Here is a 19387-nt window from a genome sequence, read left to right as displayed (position 1 = left end):
CCTCCCGGTTTGTGGGTGTCGCCAGTACCTACTCGGCGGGTCGGCCGGACTCATCGCGATGAGTTCCGGCGGTTGGACGAGTATGCACACCGTGACGTTGGATCTGGATGGCCACCGGCGTGAGCTGCTGGCGCACTGCTACCGGATGACCGGCTCCGTCGTGGACGCCGAGGACCTGGTGCAGGAGACGATGTTGCGGGCGTGGCGGGCCCGCGACGACTTCGACCCCGGGCGGGCCTCGCTGCGCACCTGGCTGTACCGGATCGCCACCAACGTGTGCCTGACCGCGTTGGAGAAGCGTGTCCGCCGGCCGCTGCCGTCCGGCCTCAGCGGCGCTGCCCTCGACCCCGACACCCGGCTCGTGCCCAGCCCCGAAGTCCCCTGGCTGCAGCCCTTTCCCGACGGCGACCCCGCCACCATCGTCGCCTCGCGGGGCAGCATCCGGCTGGCCCTCGTCGCCGCCATGCAGCACCTCTCCGCCCGGCAGCGGGCCGTGCTGCTGCTCCGTGACGTCCTCGCCTGGCCTGCCGCCGAGGTCGCCGACCTGCTCGGCACCTCGGTCGCCGCCGTCAACAGCCTGCTCCAGCGGGCCCGCACCCAGCTCGCCGCCGCCTCCCCCGCCGAGGACACCGTCACCGAGCCGCCGGACGTCGAGCAGCGGGCCACCCTCGACCGGTTCGCCGCCGCGTTCGAACGGTCCGACCCCGCCCTCCTCAGCCGGCTGCTGGCCGCCGAGGTCACGCTGGAGATGCCGCCGCACAGCACCTGGTTCGCCGGCCACCACGCCGTGTCGACCTTCCTCGGCCGTGTCGTCCGCTCCGGCTCCTGGCGTCTGCTGCCCACCTCCGCCAACACCCAGCCCGCCTTCGCCACCTACCTGGACGGCCACGAGCACGGCATCACCGTCCTGTCGCTGCGCGGTTCCCGAATCGCCGGGATCGTGTCGTTCCACGACTCCACGTTGTTCAGGTGGTTCGGTTTCGGCTCGTGACATTCAATCCCCACTGAAGCCACGGAGTCCCCTACACCTGTTAGATTCCCGGCATGCACCGCTGGCTCAAGGTTCTCGCCCACGTGGTCGAGCCCTCCCACAACGCGGCCGGCGCCGTGCACGGCACGGCGATCTGCGCGGCGCTGATCGCCACGGTGCAGGAGCAGGACAAGCTCATCGCCACGATCGTGACGGTGCCGGCGACGCTGCTGGTCTACTGGATCGCCTTCTCCTACGCGCATTTCCTGCACGAGGGCATCGCCGGCGGCTCGCCGTCGTGGCTGCGCGGCCTGCGGCACTCGCTGGCCGAGGAGTTCTCGATCGTCGAGAACGCGCTGCTGCCGCTGATCGTGCTGCTGCTCCTGGCGGCGGCGGGCGTGCCGATCGACACGGCGGTGTGGATCGCGCTGGGCTCGGCGGTGGCGCTGATGTTCGGCTGGGGCCTGCTGGCGGCCGGCCGAAGCGGGCACTCGGGGCGGGCCAGCGTCGGAATCGGCCTGACCAGCGCGCTCGTGGGGGCACTCATCATCGTGTTGAAGGTCGCGGTGAAGGCCCTGTCCTGAGCGGATCTGGCAGGCTGGACGGCATGGAGCCGACCGACCTGTCCGCCCGCGTCTTCCAGAACGCCGTCGGCGCGTTGGAGCTGTACACGATGTACCTCGGCGAGCGCCTCGGCTACTACCGGGCGCTCGCGGACGGCGGCCCGCTGACGTCGGCCGAGCTGGCGTCGCGCACCGGCACCGCCGAGCGGTACGCCCGTGAGTGGCTCGAACACCACGCCGCCGCGGGCCTGCTCGACATGGCCGAGCCGGGCCGATATCTCCTGCCCGAGGAGCACATTCCGGTGCTCGCCGACTCGTCGAGCCTGCTGTTCGCCACCTCCATGAGCGTCGAGCTCGTCCGCGCCGCCCGACGCCTCGGCGACGTCGTCGACGCGTTCCGCACGGGTGGCGCACCGCCGCCGATGACCTGGGAGCCGGAGGGCCGCTGGCCGTCGAACAAGCCGGTGTTCATGAACCTGCTGGGCCAGCAGTGGCTGCCGGCCATTCCCGACGTCCACAAGCGACTGTCCACTTCGGCCCGCGTCGCCGACATCGCCTGCGGGCTCGGCTGGTCCAGCATCGCGATGGCGCTGGCGTATCCGGAGATCACCGTGCACGGCCTCGATCTCGACGCGCAGGCCATCGAGTCCGCCGCGCACAGTGCCGACGAGTCGGGCGTGTCCGACCGGGTGCGGTTCTCCGCCGCCGACGCCGCCACCGGCCTCGACGGCCCGTACGACCTGGTCGCGATCATCGAGGCCCTGCACGACATGTCCCACCCGGTCGCCGTGCTCGCCGCCGCCCGGAAGTCCTTGGCCGACGGCGGTTTTGTGCTCGTCATCGACGAACGGACCGACCCCGAGCCCACCACTCCCGCCTCCCAGCGCGAGCAGTACCTCTACGGCTGGAGCGTCATCTCCTGCCTGCCCGACGCCATGGACACACCCGATTCCGCCGCCACCGGCACCGTCATGCGGCCCGAGACCGTGCGCCGGTATGCGGCGGAGGCCGGCTTCGCCACGATCGAGATGCTGCCCGTCGGGGCCGACAAGTGGTCGTTCTACCTGCTGTCGGACTGAAAGTTCCGGCGTTCGTACAGCGGCCGCAGGCCGGCCCTGGCCAGGTTGTTGAACGACGAGTTCTTGGCCCCGGACAACGGCTTCCCCGTCTCCGCGACGAGCCGCGAGCAGCCTTCCGCCGCCGCTTCCTTGGCCCGGCGGCTGATCAGCGCGGACTGCACACCCCGGTTCCGGTGCGACTCCAGCGTCGCCGCCGTCGTCAGGTACCCCAGTTCCCCTTGCCGGTAAAGGCATGCCGCCCCGACCGCCGTCGCACCGTCCCACGCCACGAAATGCCGCGCGCCCGGCCGCCCCACCGACCGGATCAGCATCTCGACGAGATGCTCCCCCAGCCCGAACCCGCTCGCGATCACTCCTGCCCAGTCCCCCGCCTGGTCGGGGCCGATCTCCGTGATCGAGAACGCCGTGTCATCGCGGTGCCGGACCGCCCCGATCTCGCACCCCACCTTCAGCCACGAACCGGTCTCCACCAGGCCATTGGCCGCACGGATCTCGTCCCACCCCGGCGGAAACGCCCACGGCGCCAGCTGCAACTCGCCCGCTCCCCGGTGGAAGTCCAGTATCGCCAGCAGCTCCTCGTCCGTCAGCCGCCGGTCGAAGCCGAACGCCCTGGTCCAGAAGTGTCCCGGATCTCGTTCAGCCCTGGCCGCCACCCCGCCGCCCACGCGACGCACCGTTATGCCGTCGGACAGGCACTCCGCCACGAAGGCTGCTTCCACGCGCTCGGCTTCACGGTTCACATCCACCGACGGTAACCGAGAAACCCTCGACCGACCCGCACACGGCGACCGCCCGTGCAGCCGAGACTGCACGGGCGGCACACCAGCGGTCAGCTCAGGTCACGGACGGCCTCGTCGATCAGGTCCACGATCGGCACCGGCTGCGAAGCCAGCGAGGCGTGCGCCGCCGGCAGCTCGATCACCTTGCGGGCCTCCATCCGTGCCGCCATCCGGCGCTGGTTGTCCGGGTGGATCATCCGGTCCTCGGTGGACACCTGGTGCCACGCCGGCTTGTGCCGCCAGGCCGGTTCGGTCACCGGGGCGACGTAGGCCGCACCCAGCGGGGCCTTCTGGGTGACCGCCATGACCAGCGCCTCCTCGTCGGGCAGGTCCTGGCAGAAGCTCTCCTGGAACTTGTCCTGGCGGATCCACAGGTACCCGTCCGAGTCCGGGGCGATGTTGGCCCCGCCCGGCGCCGGCACGACCTCGCCGATCGACGCCAGGCTCTCCCCCTTGTCCGGCGCGAACGCCGCCACGTAGACCAGGCCGACCACGTTGGGCAGGTCGCCGGCCTCCGTGATCACCGCGCCGCCGTAGGAGTGGCCGACCAGCAGCACCGGCCCGTCCACCTGCTTGATCATCTGCTGCGTGCGGGCCGCGTCGTCGGCCAGCGAGGTGAGCGGGTTCTCCACCGCGTGCAGGTCCCCGTAGCCGCGGCGGCGCAGCTCCGGGATCACCTTCGCCCAGTGGGCCGCGCCGCCCCAGAAACCATGCACGAGCACGATCGTCGGCGTGGACATGTCGGGTTGCCTCCTGCGGTCGAATCGGGTGGACTCGTCCACGTTACGAGGAGGATGGGACAAGAAACATGCCTGAGAAGCCGGATGACTTTGCCGTTCCTCCAGCCGATGCCCTCTCGGACCTGCTGCAGGCCGTCCATCTGGAAGGCGGTGGGATCGTCCGTTCGGTCACCGACCACCCGCGCCGCGACCGCCACCTCGTCGGCGCCCGGATGCTGCACCTCGTCGAGCAAGGCTCGGTGCGCCTGGAGTTCCGCGGCCACCCTGCCGTCGACCTCGGCCCCGGTGACATGGCCCTGCTCGCCCGCGGCGACGCCCACACCGTGCAAGTCTCCGAGGCCACCTGGTTCACCGGCCACTTCCTCGTCGACCACCTCGTCGCCGATCCCCTGCTCGGCGTCCTGCCCGCCGCCGTCGTCGTCCGCGGCGACTCCGGCGACGTCCCTTGGCTTCCCCTCGGCCGCCAGCTCATGCTCTCCGAGCTCGCCGATCCCCAGCCCGGCTCCCGCGTCATGGTCGCCCGCCTGCTCGACCTGTTGTTCATCCGTGCGCTACGGGTGTGGGCCGCCTCCGGCGAGCAGGCCAGCCCCGGTTGGCTCACCGCCGCCATGGACCCCGCCATCGGTCCCGTGCTCTCCGCCATCCACCGCGACCCCGCCCACGACTGGTCCGTCGACCACCTCGCCGCCCTCGCCTCGCTGTCCCGCTCCGCCTTCGCCGCCCGCTTCGCCACCCTCCTCGGCCAGCCGCCCGGCGCCTACGTCACCCGCCAGCGCCTCGAACGCGCCGCCCACCTGCTGGCCTCCACCCCCGAGTCCGTCGCCCGCATCGCCGCGCGCGTCGGCTACACCTCCGAGGCCGCCTTCAGCCGCGCCTTCACCCGCGCCTTCGGCGATTCCCCCCGAACCTGGCGAAAGAACGTGTCCTCCTGAAACAGCCCGCCGCGGGTCCCTGTCCCCACGGCGGGCGCCAAGCGTTCCCTACAGCGTTTCGGCGTACGACGGTTCCTACTTCTCGAAACCGACTCGCCAGCAGTCAGGCTCCACCGAGACGGTCTTCGCCGCTTCGGTGGCGACTACATCATTCCGGGCGGCGTCGGTAGACACATCCGTCTGACCGGTGGCGGCCATAGCCGTCATTGCGGCGCCCGCGATGAACGTCGTTAGCAACTTCAGGATGCCCTTTCGTCAGGTCCCCGGATGTTTGACTGCTCTAGCAATCGAACACTATCGGATCCACACGAAAGAGGTCTCAAGGGGGTCCCAGAGTGACGGGTCTGTGAACCTTCATTCACCTCGTACCGAAAGCCGAGGTCAAACCCTCACACCATCGAGGCGCACGTGCACGAGCCGGACACTACCGCACCGAACGTCACCCAGGCGGGTGAATCGACGTGATTCGACACCCACGCCGAGCAGCATCGACTGAACCGTAGAAATTGAAACTGATTCACATTCTCAGGCGTTGCGACGGACCGTCCGCGGCGCCTCGGACCGACGCTCCGGCACGGAAGTGGCGCTGGGGAGCTCGTCCAGGCGGGCCTGGACGGCCTGGGCCTGAAGATCACCCCGGTCGACGTAGATGCGCAGGGCCGCCCGCCACGAGGCCTCGGCGGTGTCCAGGTCACCGGCACGATGGCGGACCTGTCCGAGCAGATCGAGCGCACGGGCCTCGTCCTCGGCGTGCCAGGTCTGGCGGGCCAGCTCGACGGCCCGAAGGGCGTGGGCGGTGGCCTCGCCGCGGTCACCGCCGCGGTCGAGGTAGAGCCGAACCAGCCGGATGCGGGCCTCCCGGGCCCCGGCCAGGTCCTGGATCCCCTCCAGCAACGTCACCGCCTGCTCGCAGTAGCCCTGCGCGCTCACGAAATCGCCACGCTCGGCGATCAGCGCGCCGATTTCCGACATACAGGCACCCTGCCCGGCGATGTCGCCGTTCTCCTCACGCATGTTGAGCGACTGATGCAGGAACTTCGCGGCCACCTCATACCGACCGCATGACCGGAAGGTGACACCGAGCCGATACATGGCGAAGGCCTGCACATTGACGTCGCCCGCGCGACGGGCTGCCTCCAGTGCCCGCTCGAAATAGGGAATGGCGGCAACGTACTGTTTCCTCGACGCCTCGACTCGCCCAAGATTGTGTTGCGTCGCCGCTATCACGTTGTCGAGCCCGAGCCGCTCCGCGATCCTCGTCGCCTTTTCCAACCAGGGGCGCGCACCGTCAAAATCTCCGACATGCATCAGGAAATCGGCGAAATTGTTGGCCGATGCGCCCTCCGCGAATTCCCCGGCGTGCACGGACAACGCTATGGCCAACTCCCACACTGTGCGGGCCGCATCCATTTTACCGATCCTGAGCAGCGCCGGCCCTACTACCTGGGGTGTGCGCCAGTAGGTGAACTGATCACTGGCGAGCGCGGACGACACCAGAGCGACCAGATTGTTCTGCTCGGTCTCGAACCACCGGCGAGCCTCGTCCGCGTCGGCGAACGTCAACGGTGTCACCCCCGGCTCCACCTCCAGCGGCGGCACCCCGGCGTCGAACGAGAAGACGGCACGGTCGGCGGCGTTGGCCGAGTGGAAGTAGAAGTTCTGCAGCCGTGACTGGGCCGCGTCCCGCTCGGCGGCGAAGTCGCCCGCGCCCGCCAGGACCGCGCCGTAGCCGCGAATCAGGTCGTGGAACCGGTACCGGTCGAGGTCGCCGTCCTGGTCGAGCAGATGGGCGTGGACCAACTCCTCCAGCTCGGCCTCCACGTCGCCGCCGGCCAGGGCGGCCGCCGCGCCGACGCTGAAGTCCAGCCCGACGTGCAGGCCCAGCAACCGGAACAGCCGCTGCGTCTCGGGACTCAACGCCAGGTACGAGAGCTCGAAAACCTTGGCCAGACTGGTTTCCCCGTCGCCGTAGCCGCCCAGACGCAGCAGGCGCTGCCCGCGCAGCCGCTCCGCGAACGCGTCCAGCGGCACCCCTGGGCGCCGCCCGACGTGGTCGCCGACCAGCGTGATCGCCAACGGGAAGCCCTCGCAGAGACCGGCGAGCCGGGCCGCCGCCGCGGCATCGGAGGCCGGCCGTCCCATCCGACCGACCAACAGCGCGACGCTCTGCTCCGAGGTGAGCGGAGGCACCGTGATGAGCCGCGCGCCGTTGGACAAGGCCAGGCCGACCAACCGATTCCTGCTGGTCACGAGCACGAAGGCCGCGCCGAGCAGTGGCAGGACCGCCTGGATCTCGGCCGACGCCTGCGCGTTGTCGATCAGCACCAGCATGCGGTGCCGGTCGGTCATCAGCTCCCGCAGACGCCCGGCTCGCGCGTGAGTGGGGACCTCCTCCACGGCGACGCCCAAGGCGCCGAGGAAGACGTCGATGATCTCGGTCTCGCTGATCCGTGGACCGCGGCCGAAGCCGTTGAGGTCGACCCGCATCGAGCCGTCAGGAAACCGGTGGCGCCGAGCCCAGTAGTAGGCCAGCGCTGTCTTTCCCACGCCACCCGGCCCGCCGAGCACGGCCACGCGGATCGGGGAGGCGAGTGCTGCGTCCAGCTGCGCCACCAGATCCTGGCGGCCGGTGAAGTCGGGCACCGGATCCGGCAGCTGGTACGGGCGCACCCGCGGCTGCCCGACGTGGTCACGGCCGGCGGTGAGCCGCTCGTGGAAGCGCTGGATCTCGGCGGCGGAGTCCTCGTCAACGTTGTCCCGCATGCGTTTGCGGAACCCGAGGAAGAACGACGTCGCTTCATCGACGCGCCACTGGGCGTACAGGGCGCGCAGGCGCTGCTTGGCGGCCAGCAGGTTGTCGCCATGGTCGCGGTCCAGCTCGTTGAGCAGGCGCAACGCCTCGGTCGGATCCCCGATGTCGACCAGCGAGGTGATCAGGCTGATGTTGGCCGGGATCCACTCGTTCTCGAGCACGCGCTGCCGCCAGTTGCGGGCGCGCTCGCTGTCCAGCTCCAGCAGCGGCGTGCCGCGCCACAGGGCGAGGGCCTGCCGGGCCAGGTCGCACGCCTGGTCGTGTTTGCCGGCGGCGCCCAGCCGCCGCGCCTGCGCCATGGCCTCGCCGAACACGAAGTAGTCGACCTTCGAGTGCTCGACGACCAACCTGTAGGCGTGGTGTTCGCTGACCAGTTCGACCTGCGGCAACTCCCTATTTAAGGGAATACGAATTCGGCTCGTGTGGTTGTGCAGGGCCGACGTCGGATTGCTCGGCGCGTCGCCGTCGCCCCACACCCAATCGGTCAGCGTTTCGACGGACATGCTCCGGCCTGGCTGTGTGGCCAGCGCCGCCAGCACGGCATGCTCTTTCGGCCGGCCCCAGTCGGCGCGCAGCCGACCGCCGACCCGCAACGCGGTCCCACCCAGAATGCCTAGAATGACGTCCATTTTCGCGCACCCCCTGCGCCGGCACGTTCCGAGTGTGCCCCCGCTAGGAACGGCAAGCGAGTTTCGATTCCATATCGTTCTCCATTGCGCGGGGTTCGATGCACGTGCAGCGAACCGATCCGTGACAGCGATCTGACAGCGCACCGGTTCTCGATCTTCGCTCCGCTTCCCCATTTCACGGGGAAGAACCGAACACATCGGCCAGTATCCGCCCGCGAACTGGGGGTATCACCGACGCGGCGATTTTGCCGGCGATCTGACAATCCTGGCCCCCAGCCTCACTGCCACGGGGTTTCAACGAGGGGAGAAAGGCGATGGACGGGCAGACATGGGTGCGGGCGCCGATCGGGGCCGAGGCGGCCAAGCGAGTCACGGTGGCCGGCTGCCGATCGGTGTTGGTGATGGTGCCGACGATGACGGCTGGCACGCGGCTGAGCGAGGTGGTGCCGTTGCTGGAGGCGGACCACCGGGTGCAGACCGTGTACACGGTGCCGGGCGCGATGGAGCGGTGGCATGGCCTGGACGACTACGTGCACAGCCTCGGGGCGCTGGTGTTGCCGTGGGGGCAGGCGATGCGGGAGCAGTACGACCTGGTGCTGACCGCGAGCCACCGGGAGATCGAACACGTGCGAGGCAGGGTGATGACCCTCTCCCACGGGGTCGGCAGCGTGAAATCCAGGCGGTACAGCCGAAAGGCCGGCGGGGCGACGCGGGGAACGACGGGGCTGGATCGGGAGGTCCTGACGTATCGGGGACGCGTGATCCCGGCGGCATTGATGCTGAGCCACGACGTGGAGCTGGCGGTGCTTCAGGAGAGGTGCCCGGAGGCAGTGCACACCGCTGTGGTGGCGGGAGACCTCTGCCTGGACCGCATGGTGGCGAGCCGGCGGTTCCGCGACGCCTACCGCACGGCGCTGGGAGTGGACCAGGACGAGTGCCTGGTGACGGTCAGCTCGACCTGGGGCCCGGAGTCGACGTTCGGGCAGCACCTGGAGCTGTACCAACGACTGTCCACGCTGGGTGTCAAGGTGGTGGCGCAGCTGCACCCCAACGTCATGGCGGTCCACGGGCGTGGCACGGTGCTGGGCTGGCTCGGTGACAGCATCGGCGCGGGGTTGAGGGTGCTTCCCCCGGATCGCGGGTGGCAGGCGGCGGTGATCGCGAGCGACGTTGTGATCGGCGATCATGGCTCGTGCACGATGTACGCGGCGGCCAGTGGCACACCGACGCTCATCGCGACCGAGCCGCCGCCGTTGTGGGCCGGGAGCCCTGCGGATGTGTTGGTGCACAACACACCTCGGCTTGATCACGACCAGGAGCTCTGGCCGCAGCTGGCGAAGGCCATGGCAGGTCACCGGGGCCCGGACACCGATCTGGCCGAGCTGATCACCGCGCGGCCGGGCCGGTCGGCGGCGATCGTCCGGTCCACAATGTACGGTCTGCTCGGGCTGCCCGAGCCGGCGCGGGCGCTGCCGGCGAATCCGGTGCCGATGCCGTGGACTTCCTGATGGGGAACGGTCTGGTCGCCCGAGCCGACGACGAGCGATGGCGGTCGTTCGCCGATGTGGTTGTGCAACAGGAGGTTGCGACTGATCCGATCGAGGCGGCGAAGCGGATCCTGGCCGAGCTGCCTGGGTGTGCGGTGGTGGCGGTGGCGATCAGCCCGGGCGGTTGCGTCGTGATGGCCCGTAGCCGAAAGCCGCTGGTGGTGCTGGGAGCGGACGATATCGAAGCGGTGGCGGTCACGGCTTATGAGGCGCTGCTGAGCTTGGCGGCGACCTCGGAGGCCTTGGGATCCGCCGGACCGTAGAGGTCGATGGCCTCGGTGTAGGCCCGCCGCGCGGCCGGGAGGTCACCGGTCCGCGCGGCGAGGTCGCCGACGGCGGTGAGGATCTCGGCCTGGAAGTAGGCGGAACCCAACTCCCGCATGAGGTCGAGAGCCTCGGCCAAGGGCGGCGCAGCCGACTCGGGGTCGGCGGAGTCGAGGGCGGCGAGGCCGAGGAACATCAGAGCCCGGGAGTGCTGGGTGCGGTCGTTGAGCGACGCGAAGGCGGTAGCTGCGGCCCGCAACTCGACAACGGCCTCGTCGTGACGGCCGAGCTTGGCGAGCACCTGGCCGATTCGTCGGCGGCACAAGGCGACGTCACGAGCCGACCCGATGGTCTCCTGCATATCCCTGGCCCGGGCGTAGTGATCGATCGCCTCGGTGAGCCGTCCGGCGTCACGGGCCGCGCGGCCCAACCGCGAGTGGGCAGTGGCGAGGATGCGCTCGTCCCCCACGGCTTCGGCCAGCCGCAGGGCCCGGGCGTTCTGCTCGACGGCCGCCAGGTGGTCGCCGAGCTTGGCGTGCACGTAGCCGAGCTGCAACCGCAGCCGGGCCTCGGCGACCGGGTCGGCGAGCCGGTGCGCGGACAGCACACTCGCGCCGAACAGGTCGGTCGCGGCCTGATAGTGCCTGCTGTGCAAGAAGAATCCCCAGAACGCCTCGCCGAACTGCCAGACGAGGTCGTCCCAGCCCCGCTCGACGGCATCCGCGACCACGGCACGGAGCGTGGCCCGGTGGGCGGTGAGCCACGCCAAGGACTCGATGTCGTTGCGGAACAAGGAAAGTGGCCGTCCGTAGCGCGGGCCGGTGCGGCGGCGCAACGGGTGCAGCGCGAGATCGGCCGACACCAGAACGTCCAGGTACCACTCGGCAAGACGACGGCCGGCGTCGGCGTGCTCGGTGGGCGTGAGCTGGTCACGGGCGTGTGCACGAAGCAGATCATGGAAAACGACGGTGCGGTCGTCGACCTCTCGGATCAGGTTGGCGTCGATGAGGAGGTCGAGCAGGGACTCGGTGTCGGACGGGGGAAGGCCTGCGCACGCGGCCGCGGCGCCGATGTCGAAGTCGCCGGCGGGATGGATGGAGCAGAGGCGGTAGAGACGGGCAGCAGCGGGCGGAAGTTCGCGGTAGGAGAGGTCGAACAGGGTCCGCACGGAAGGCTCCCCTTCGAGGGTGAGGCCGGCGAAGAGCCGCTCGCGGAGGGTGGCGGCCTCCCGGGCCAAGGTGCGACGCGGGCGGGAAGACAGGCGGGCGCCGACGACGGACAGTGCGATGGGGAGCCCACCACAGAGGCGCGCAAGCTCCTGGGCGGCACCGGGTTCGGCGGCGGGGCGGCCGTCGTCGACCACCTTGGCCAGCAGTTCGACGGAGGCCGGCAGGTCCATCGGATCGACCTCGACGAAGCGAGCGCCGTCCAGGGCCAGGCCGGCCAGGCGCTGGCGGCTGGTGACGACGGCGATGCTGGCGCCGCCGGGCAGCAACGGCCGCACCTGCGCGGCGGACAACGCGTTGTCGATCAGCACGGTCAGGCATTTCCCGGCGACGAGCGAGCGATAGAGACCGGTTTTGGCTGCGAGTTCGAGCGGTATCAGATCTGGTCGGGTGCCGAGGGCGATCAGGAGCCGTTCGAGGGCGGCATCGGCGGCGACGGGACCGTCGTCGGAAAAGGCGCGGAGATCGACGAAGAGGTTTCCGTCGGGGAATTCACCGGTCAGGCCCTGGAGCCAGCGCAGGGCCAGCGTGGTCTTGCCGACGCCGCCGACGCCGTGCAGCACCACCACCAGGGGCGACTCGGACCGCCAGTGGTCGAGGCGGTCGAGTTCCCGTTGGCGGCTGGTGAAACTGCGGGGAACAGGTGGGAGCTGGGCGGGGACGACGGGGGCGGCGGCCGGGTCGAACACCTGGACTATTTGCCGCACGTCACGAGCCTGGACGACATTTCCGCGTACGGAACCTGAATAGGTATTGTCGTGTTCGGCGCCCCGCATCGTTTTCCCCGTCCCCGAGTCGGATTCTCCAGTACAGCTCATGACGAGCGACCCGGGGCAGGGGTGCGAGCATTCTCACCGACACCGTTGGTGCTATCGGGTCAGTTCGGGGAACAATACGCCCGGTCAGTGGAGTGGCTCCGACTGGAGACATTGACCCTAGCAGGCTCGATGGTGCCCGAGCTCACCGACCGCGAACGCGACGTCTGGTCGAGGTGGCCGGCGGTATGTGACTTGCGCTGGAGCGCGCTCCAGGTGATGGGATGAAACCCATGACGAAGAACGGGCGGGTGGCGCTGGTGACGGGCGCCAACAAGGGAATCGGACGGGAGATCGCCAAAGGGCTGGCCCAGCTGGGGTTCACGGTGCTGGCCTCGGCCCGGGACCGGCAGCGCGGCGCGCAGACCGTGGCCGAGTTGGCCGATGACGGCCTGGACGTGCGGTTCCAGCTGCTGGACGTGACCGACGAGGCCTCGGTCGACGCGGCCGCGGACCAGGTGGCGGCGGAGTTCGGCTGCCTGGACGTGCTGGTGAACAACGCGGCCATCGCCAACGAGCTGGAGGTGCCGCCGAGCCTGACACTGGTGGACGACATGCGCCGGGTGTTCGAGACCAACGTGTTCGGCGTGGTGGCCATGACCAACGCGGTGCTTCCGCTGCTGCGCAAGTCCGACGCGGCACGCATCGTGAACGTGTCGAGCCGGCTGGGTTCGCTCTCCCACATGGCCGCAACGGATTCCCCGTTCGGGCTGCACATGGCGTACTCCAGCTCGAAGTCGGCGCTGAACGCCGTCACCGTGCACTACGCGCGGGAGCTGGCCGACACCCAGATCAAGGTCAACGCCTGCACCCCGGGCTACGTCGCCACCGATCTCAACGGCAACCGCGGCCTCCGCACGCCGGCCCAGGGCGCGAAGATCGCCGTCGAGCTGGCCGTGCTGGCCTCCGACGGCCCGACCGGCGGCTTCTTCGACGACGACGGCCCGGTCAGCTGGTAGGCACCACATCCTTGCGGGTCAAGCGATCCCCGCACGTCGAGCAGTCCAGCGCCGCCTCGAAGTCCGTGCCGCAGGGCAGGTGCCGGTAGACCAGAGCCGGCCCTTCCTCGGCCCGGTACCACCGCTGCGCCCAACCCACCAGGCACATCACCACCGGGAAGAAGGCCAGTCCCTTGCCCGTGAGCCGGTAGTCGTCGGACAGCACGCCGAGGGAGCACAGCGTGCGGATCCGGTCCGCGACCATGGTCGGCGAGGTGTTCAGGCACCGCTGGAAGTCGTTGAACCGGTGCACCCCTTGGAATGCCGCTCCGACGAGGGCGGCGGACCAGCGGTTGCCGATAAGGGCCGTGGTCTCGGGGAAAAGCCCGGCGTCCCCCACGGACCGCCGCCTGGTCGTCGCCTCCGGCACGGAGCGTTCCCAGGAGCCGCTGGGGCCGAAGCCGCCTTCGAGGGAGTGGTCGATGGCCAGAACGCCGGTGTCACAGGCGGAGCAGACCAGCACAGGGTCGAAAGGCTTGCCGCACAGGCGATGCACGCGGCCGGGGAGGCGCTCGGGGTGGCTGGGGACCCAGCGGTCCTCCCAGGCCCAGATGCTCAGCAGCACGGACCAGACGTCGGCCCCACGCTCGGTAAGGCGATAACCGTTGCCCCGCACGAAAAGCCCGGCCTCGGTGAGCCGCGACAGGCGGGCCGCCAACACCGCGTTGGAGATGGGCAGGCGGGCCCGCCAGTCGACGAAGCGGCTGGCGCCGAGCAACGCCTCGCGCAGGATGAGCAGGGACCACTCGTCGCCGAGCAGCCCGAGCGTCACCCCGATGGCGTTGCGCTGCCCGGCGGGGATTTCGGTGACGTCAAGCATGCCAACCCGGTAGCGACGACCCGGGGGCCCACGTGGAGTGGGTGCCGCTGGAAACGCGTTCGGGCAAACGAATCCGGGCTACGGGGCCGTCGGAGACACGCTGGGCGTCGAAGACGAGGCACTCGGAGCGGTCGTTGGCCATGTCGGTGGTGAGCGTGACGAGATAGGCGTCGTCCTCGGCCGTGGAACCGACCCGAGGGGCGACGGCGGTCTCGCTGCCGTAAACGCCGTCACCGAAGGAGAAGCGCTCCTCAGAGCCGGTCGAGAGGTCGTGCTTGACCACGCCGTCGAAGAGGAACCAGCCGGGCTTGCCGGTGGCGGCGTAGGTGTAGCGGTAGGGCCGGCCGCCGACAGCCGGGTTGATCATGCCGAACTCGGTGATGGAATCGGTGAGCTGCTCCTCCTTGCACTGCCCGGTGGCCAGGTTGAGCCGCCAGCGGTGCAGGCGGGTCTGCATGCGGTCCAGGGCCAGGAAACGGAAGATGCGCTGGATCGAGCCGGGCTGGCCGTTGTCGGCGGGCATGGGGTCGTGCTGGAAGAAGCCGTCGAGCACGATCTCGTCGCCCTCCTCGTACGCGTTGACCCAGTGCAGCACATAGGTGGGCTCGGCCTCGAACCACAGCACCTCGTCGCTGCCCCCACGGCGAGGAATGACCCCCAGCCGCAACGGCATGTCCCGGTGGAACCGCGGCACGTGGGCGCCCTTGGCCATCAGGTCGGCGTCCCAGAACATGGGGCAGTCGTTGAGGATCGCGTAGTTCTCGGTGAACGCCATGTCGTGCGGAAGACGCGGCCCGGGCAGGGGCACGTCGACGTAGTGCACCAGCTGGTCGGCCGCGTCCACCACGCCGTAGTGCAGGTACGGCGCGGAGGTGTTGTAGTTGAAGAACAACAGCTCGCCGGTGGCGTCGTCGACCTTGGTGTGCGCGGACACCCCGCATTCGGGCACCCACGAGGACTTGCCCAGGGTCTCCAGCGTCAACGGGTCGAGCCGGTACAGGTCACCGCACTGGTAGAAGCTGCTCAACGCGATTCCGTTGTGCACCACGATGTCCGTGCTGGAGGAGTCCTTCATGCGCCCCCGCGCGCCCCAGCCGTCCCGTGTGGACATGCCGGCCCGCTCAGCGATGCCGGCCCACAGCGGGCCGCCGGCCTCGTTCTCGGCCAGCAGGCCGTCGGTGCGCACGAAACGGTTGCGGTAGAAGGCCTTGCCGTCCCGGAACCCGACCATGTGGATCATCGCGTCGCCGTCGAACGGGTGGTACCGCTCGATGGCCGGGTGCACGGGGTTCTCGGTGTTGCGCAGGTAGACGCCGTCCAGGTCGGCCGGCAGCTCGCCGATCACCTCCAGGTCGTCGGCCCGCCACTCGGTGTGCTGCGGCCGCCACGGCCCGGTCCGGTACGGGTGGTCGTCGTCCGCCGGCAGCGTCGACAGCATCCGCCCGACGATCTCAACGTCCATCCTGGCTCCCCACCACAAAAGTCACGGTTGTCGTCGTGCTGCCGCCGATGTTCAGGGTGGCCATGCGCCGGGCGCCCTCGATCTGGCACTCCCCGGCCCGGTCGGTCACCTGCCGGGCGGCGTCCAGCAGCATGCGCACGCCGGTGGCGCCGACGGGATGGCCGCCGCCGATCAGGCCGCCGGTGGCATTGACGGGAATCCGCCCGCCCCGTTCCAGCTCGCCGTTCTCGACGGCTTTCCAGCTCTCGCCCGGCCCGGTCAGGCCGAAATGGTCGATCGCCAGGTATTCGGACATGGCAAAGCAGTCATGGGTCTCGATGCCGTCGACCGAATCGACCCCGGCCCGGCCATAGGCGTCCAGAATGGCCCGCCGGACGTGCGGCAGCACATACGGCTCGTCGCGGCTGCGGTCGAACTTGGCCTGCAGCGGCAGGCCGACGGTGCGGTGCCCCCAACCGTCGACGCGCGCGGCCCCGGCCGAGCCGGCCCGCGGATGCCGGTCGGAGACCAGCACGACCCCGGCGCCGCCGTCGGTGACCTGGCTGCACTGCTGGCGGCGGACGCGGCCCTCGACGACCGGGTTGGCCGTGTCGTCCTCGGTGAAGCTGGCCGGCCCGAACTCCCAGGCCCGGGTCTGCGCGTTCGGATTGGTCCGCGCGTTGCGGAAGTTCAGCTCGGCGATGGCGTTCAGGTAGGTGTCGTCGAGGCCGTAGCGGCGGTCGTACTCGTCGGCGAGCAGGCTGAACATGTGCGGCCACATGTACTTGGCCTGCTGCCCCTCGTGTCCGACCCACGCCGCCGCCCCGAGGTACTGGGCGCTCAGGTCGCCGGGCACGGTCTTCTCCAGCTCCACACCCAGCACGAGCGCGCAGTCGTAGCGGCCGGACTCAAGGTCGGCCATCGCCGCCAGGATCGCCACGCCGCCGGATGCGCAGGCGGCTTCGTGCCGGGTGGCGGGCACGCCCCACAGCCGGTCGTCGACCGTGGCCGGCATGCCGCCGAGCTGCCCCTGCCCGGTGAACAGCTGGCCGAACGCGTTGCCGACGTGGATCACGCCGATGGCCGCCGGATCGACGCGGGCGTCCACCAGGGTCTCCTGGACGACCTCCGCGACCAGGTCGGAGACCTCCAGCCCGGCTCGGGGCCAGTTCCGCGCGAAGTCGGTCTGATGACCGCCGAGCACCCACACCATGCCGGCGATACTACAACTAACAGAGTGACGTGGGTTACCCCCGAACCGGTGGCGTCAGGCGGACGACCCGAACCGGTTTCATGACTGCCCGAGAGCGGGACTCGCGGTGGAGGCCGACCCGACGTCGACCGCGTCCCTACGCGTTCGACCAGGACTTTGACGGGTTCCTGACACGACCTGACGGAGTGTCCGTAGGCTGTCCGGGTGACAAAGCCAGGGGAGCACCAACAGAACGGGCGGCATGCCGCGGCCGAGGGGGCCGAGCGGCATCCGCTGATCGACATGGACCGGGATCCCACGCCCGGCAAGGCCGACCACGCCCGTCAGGGCGAGGACGACGAGTAACCACACCCCCGCGAGTCCCGCTCTCCGTCACACCGAAAGTACGAATCCGTTTCACGCTTTCGGTGTGACGCTGGGCGGGACTCGCCGGGGTCAGGGGCGGGCGGCGAGCCTGACCTGCTGGTTCTCGACGGCGACCACGTCGCCGTCGGCCAACTGACGGCCGCGCCGGGACTCGGCGCGGCCGTTCACCGTCACCATCCCGTCCTCCAGCAGCTCGCGGGCGTGCGTGCCGTCCTCGGCGAGGTCGGCGAGCTTGAGGAACTGACCGAGCCGGATCATGTCGTCGGCGATCTCGACGGTCCGGATGGGTGACGTGGGCATGCGGACATGATCTCGCACCCCTCTCCGGCGCTAGGCTCGGCACGTGGCACAGGAGCATGTGGTCCTCCTGGACGAGGACGGTTACAACGTCGGCACCACCCCCAAGGCGACGGTGCACCACGGCGAGACGCCGTTGCACCTGGCCTTCTCCAGCTACCTGGTCGATGACGCGGGCCGGGTCCTGCTCACCCGGCGGGCGCTGTCCAAGGCGACCTTCCCGGGCGTCTGGACCAACAGCTGCTGCGGCCATCCGGCCGACGGCGAGTCCATGGCCGACGCGGTGCGCCGCCGGGCCAAGGACGAGCTGGGCCTGGACGTGGGCCAGGTGGAGCTGATCCTGCCGCGGTTCCGCTACGTCGCCGAGCAGGACGGCATCGTCGAGAACGAGATGTGCCCGGTGTTCCGGGCCCGCGCGTACGGCGAGGTGGCCAGGGACCCGGCCGAGGTCGAGGACGCCCGCTGGGTGACCTGGCCGGAGCTGCTGGGCATGCTCGACGACCCGCGGCTGTCCACCTGGTGCCGACTCCAGTTGCAGCAGCTCAGCGAGCTGGGCGAGCACCCGGACGATTGGCCGGTGGGTGACCCGGCGCAACTGCCGCCGGCCGCTACGCCCTGACCAGCGTCCGCAGCCGGGCCATGGCGGCCGCCCCGAGCAGCGGGCCGATCGACAGCAGCGGCACGGCCAGCCGCCAGCCGACCAGGTCGGCCAGCACCGGCAGCGCCTGAATCGTCACGACGCTGACCAGGAAGCCGATGGCCGTCTGCGCGGTCAAGGCCGTGCCGACGTACTCCTGGTCGGCGACCTCGGTCAGCGCGGCCGAGAACTGCGCGGAGTCGGCGATCACGGTCGCACCCCACACCGCCAGCACGATCAGGAACAGCCAGGGCACGTCGAACACCGCCACCGACAGCAGGCCGCTGACCGCGCTGAACAGCATGGCCAGCATCGCCACGTAGGCCCGGCCGTGCCGGTCGGCCCAGTAGCCGGCGACCAGGCAGCCGACCAGCCCGCACCCGCCGGCGATCACGAACGCCGCCACGCCGATGCCGGCGCGTCCCTGCACGGCCCCACTGGCCGCGAGGTAGGCCGGCAGCCAGGACCACAGGGCGTACAGCTCCCACATGTGCCCGAAGTAGCCGAGGTTGACCAGCCGCTGCTTCCGGTCGGCGAACATCCTCAGCACGTAGCGGGGATCGGGAACCCGAGTCGGCCTCATCGCCGGCCCCGATCGCATGAACGCCAGCGCGACCGCCGCGCCGACCACGGCCAGCACCGCCGCCGCCAGCAGCACCCCTCGCCAGGGCAGCGTGGTCAGGCCGTTGATCAGCTGCGGCGCCGCCGACCCGACCGACAGTGCCCCGACGACCAGGCCCAGCGCCAGCCCTCGGGCGTTGGGCAGCCAGGACACCACGATCTTCATGCCGGGCGGGTACACGCCGGCCAGGCACACGCCCGTGAGCAGTCGCAGCGCCAGCACTGTCCAGGCGTCATGGGCCGCCAGCGCCAGCGCCGCGGTGGCCGCCGCGCCCAGGACGGCGCTGAGCGCGATCAGCACGTTCGGCCGGATCCGGTCGGCCAGATTCGCCAGCGCCGAAGCCACCGCGCCGATGGCGAAGCCGACCTGCACGGTGGCGGTCAGCCACACCGACTGCGTGCCGCTGAGCGTGAAATCGGCCCGCAGCGCCGGGGCGACCGCGGAAGCGGAGAACCACAGCGCCAGCACCAGGATCTGAACGAGCGCCACCAGCCCCAGCTGGAACCGCGGACCATGGACCATTCGGGCGACGCTAGTGCTCCGGACGCCCGCCGCGCGAGCGGGCACCCGAGTGACCCCGTTCTTATGCAGGGAAGGACGCCTTACCCGCGTTCAACGAGGGTAAGGCGTCCTTCCC

18 protein-coding genes are annotated in these 19387 nt (G+C 70.1%); 9 read left to right on the top strand and 9 right to left on the bottom strand.

Annotated elements, in window-relative coordinates:
* Positions 1 to 91 precede the first annotated feature (91 nt).
* The 3 genes from AB0M73_RS15675 to AB0M73_RS15665 are packed head-to-tail and all read left to right on the top strand — an operon-like array spanning position 92 to position 2612.
* The gene (locus AB0M73_RS15675) at positions 92 to 991 is read left to right on the top strand and encodes a sigma-70 family RNA polymerase sigma factor (RefSeq protein ID WP_363891302.1); all 900 of its coding nucleotides are present in this window, start codon (positions 92 to 94) and stop codon (positions 989 to 991) included.
* Between the two features lie 53 nt (positions 992 to 1044).
* A complete protein-coding gene (locus tag AB0M73_RS15670; RefSeq protein WP_363891301.1) occupies positions 1045 to 1554 on the top strand; it encodes a hypothetical protein in 510 nt (169 codons plus the stop codon).
* Between the two features lie 23 nt (positions 1555 to 1577).
* Entirely contained in the window at positions 1578 to 2612 is a 1035-nt protein-coding gene (locus tag AB0M73_RS15665; protein ID WP_363891300.1) for a class I SAM-dependent methyltransferase, read from the top strand.
* Here AB0M73_RS15665 and AB0M73_RS15660 read toward each other — a convergent pair.
* Entirely contained in the window at positions 2594 to 3352 is a 759-nt protein-coding gene (locus AB0M73_RS15660; RefSeq protein WP_363891299.1) for a GNAT family N-acetyltransferase, read from the bottom strand. The genes AB0M73_RS15665 and AB0M73_RS15660 overlap by 19 nt on opposite strands.
* Positions 3353 to 3441: 89 nt before the next feature.
* Entirely contained in the window at positions 3442 to 4131 is a 690-nt protein-coding gene (locus tag AB0M73_RS15655) for an alpha/beta hydrolase (RefSeq protein WP_363891298.1), read from the bottom strand.
* 68 nt (positions 4132 to 4199) lie between these two features.
* Between AB0M73_RS15655 and AB0M73_RS15650 the strand changes: the two genes are divergently transcribed.
* The gene (locus AB0M73_RS15650; RefSeq protein ID WP_363891297.1) at positions 4200 to 5063 is read left to right on the top strand and encodes an AraC family transcriptional regulator; all 864 of its coding nucleotides are present in this window, start codon (positions 4200 to 4202) and stop codon (positions 5061 to 5063) included.
* Positions 5064 to 5588: 525 nt separating this feature from the next.
* Here the strand turns inward: AB0M73_RS15650 and AB0M73_RS15645 are convergent.
* Complete coding sequence (locus AB0M73_RS15645; protein WP_363891296.1) at positions 5589 to 8504, bottom strand: tetratricopeptide repeat protein; 2916 nt, start codon at positions 8502 to 8504, stop codon at positions 5589 to 5591.
* Positions 8505 to 8818: 314 nt separating this feature from the next.
* Here AB0M73_RS15645 and AB0M73_RS15640 point away from each other — a divergent pair, with 314 nt between their 5' ends.
* Positions 8819 to 10012: a hypothetical protein gene (locus AB0M73_RS15640; RefSeq protein WP_363891295.1), complete on the top strand. Its 1194-nt coding sequence runs from the start codon at positions 8819 to 8821 to the stop codon at positions 10010 to 10012.
* A complete protein-coding gene (locus AB0M73_RS15635) occupies positions 10000 to 10314 on the top strand; it encodes a hypothetical protein (protein ID WP_363891294.1) in 315 nt (104 codons plus the stop codon). Before AB0M73_RS15640 ends, AB0M73_RS15635 begins: the two co-directional genes overlap by 13 nt.
* Here AB0M73_RS15635 and AB0M73_RS15630 read toward each other — a convergent pair.
* Complete coding sequence (locus tag AB0M73_RS15630) at positions 10254 to 12248, bottom strand: tetratricopeptide repeat protein (protein ID WP_363891293.1); 1995 nt, start codon at positions 12246 to 12248, stop codon at positions 10254 to 10256. The two genes, AB0M73_RS15635 and AB0M73_RS15630, sit on opposite strands and share 61 nt — an antisense overlap.
* Before the next feature lie 341 nt (positions 12249 to 12589).
* Here AB0M73_RS15630 and AB0M73_RS15625 point away from each other — a divergent pair, with 341 nt between their 5' ends.
* Positions 12590 to 13315, top strand: a complete 726-nt coding sequence (locus AB0M73_RS15625; RefSeq protein WP_363891292.1) for an SDR family oxidoreductase — start codon at positions 12590 to 12592, stop codon at positions 13313 to 13315.
* Here the strand turns inward: AB0M73_RS15625 and AB0M73_RS15620 are convergent.
* From AB0M73_RS15620 to AB0M73_RS15610, 3 genes are read right to left on the bottom strand one after another with little or no spacing between them, the layout of a single operon-like run.
* Positions 13305 to 14174, bottom strand: coding sequence for a helix-turn-helix domain-containing protein (locus AB0M73_RS15620; protein WP_363891291.1), 870 nt, complete (start codon positions 14172 to 14174; stop codon positions 13305 to 13307). The genes AB0M73_RS15625 and AB0M73_RS15620 overlap by 11 nt on opposite strands.
* Positions 14167 to 15636 carry a carotenoid oxygenase family protein gene (locus AB0M73_RS15615; protein ID WP_363891290.1) on the bottom strand — a complete coding sequence of 490 codons (1470 nt, stop codon included), beginning with the start codon at positions 15634 to 15636 and terminating at the stop codon, positions 14167 to 14169. Before AB0M73_RS15615 ends, AB0M73_RS15620 begins: the two co-directional genes overlap by 8 nt.
* Positions 15626 to 16828 (bottom strand): acetyl-CoA acetyltransferase, encoded by a 1203-nt coding sequence (locus AB0M73_RS15610; RefSeq protein ID WP_363891289.1) that lies wholly within the window; start codon positions 16826 to 16828, stop codon positions 15626 to 15628. The genes AB0M73_RS15615 and AB0M73_RS15610 overlap by 11 nt, the downstream gene beginning before the upstream one ends.
* A gap of 204 nt (positions 16829 to 17032) precedes the next feature.
* Between AB0M73_RS15610 and AB0M73_RS15605 the strand changes: the two genes are divergently transcribed.
* On the top strand, positions 17033 to 17173 hold the full coding sequence (locus AB0M73_RS15605) for a hypothetical protein (protein ID WP_198047486.1): 141 nt from the start codon (positions 17033 to 17035) through the stop codon (positions 17171 to 17173).
* A gap of 90 nt (positions 17174 to 17263) precedes the next feature.
* Here AB0M73_RS15605 and AB0M73_RS15600 read toward each other — a convergent pair whose 3' ends face one another.
* On the bottom strand, positions 17264 to 17494 hold the full coding sequence (locus AB0M73_RS15600) for an RNA-binding S4 domain-containing protein (RefSeq protein WP_363891288.1): 231 nt from the start codon (positions 17492 to 17494) through the stop codon (positions 17264 to 17266).
* A gap of 43 nt (positions 17495 to 17537) precedes the next feature.
* On the opposite strand from AB0M73_RS15600, the gene idi reads away from it, so the two are divergent.
* Positions 17538 to 18110: an isopentenyl-diphosphate Delta-isomerase gene (gene idi, locus AB0M73_RS15595; protein WP_363891287.1), complete on the top strand. Its 573-nt coding sequence runs from the start codon at positions 17538 to 17540 to the stop codon at positions 18108 to 18110.
* Here idi and AB0M73_RS15590 read toward each other — a convergent pair.
* The gene (locus AB0M73_RS15590) at positions 18100 to 19272 is read right to left on the bottom strand and encodes an MFS transporter (RefSeq protein ID WP_363891286.1); all 1173 of its coding nucleotides are present in this window, start codon (positions 19270 to 19272) and stop codon (positions 18100 to 18102) included. The two genes, idi and AB0M73_RS15590, sit on opposite strands and share 11 nt — an antisense overlap.
* Between the last annotated feature and the right edge of the window lie 115 nt (positions 19273 to 19387).

The sequence above is a fragment of the Kutzneria sp. NPDC051319 genome, from assembly GCF_040682195.1.
Lineage (GTDB): Bacteria > Actinomycetota > Actinomycetes > Mycobacteriales > Pseudonocardiaceae > Kutzneria.
Note: the sequence above shows the minus strand (reverse complement) of the source record. Positions and strands in the feature narration are given on the sequence as shown.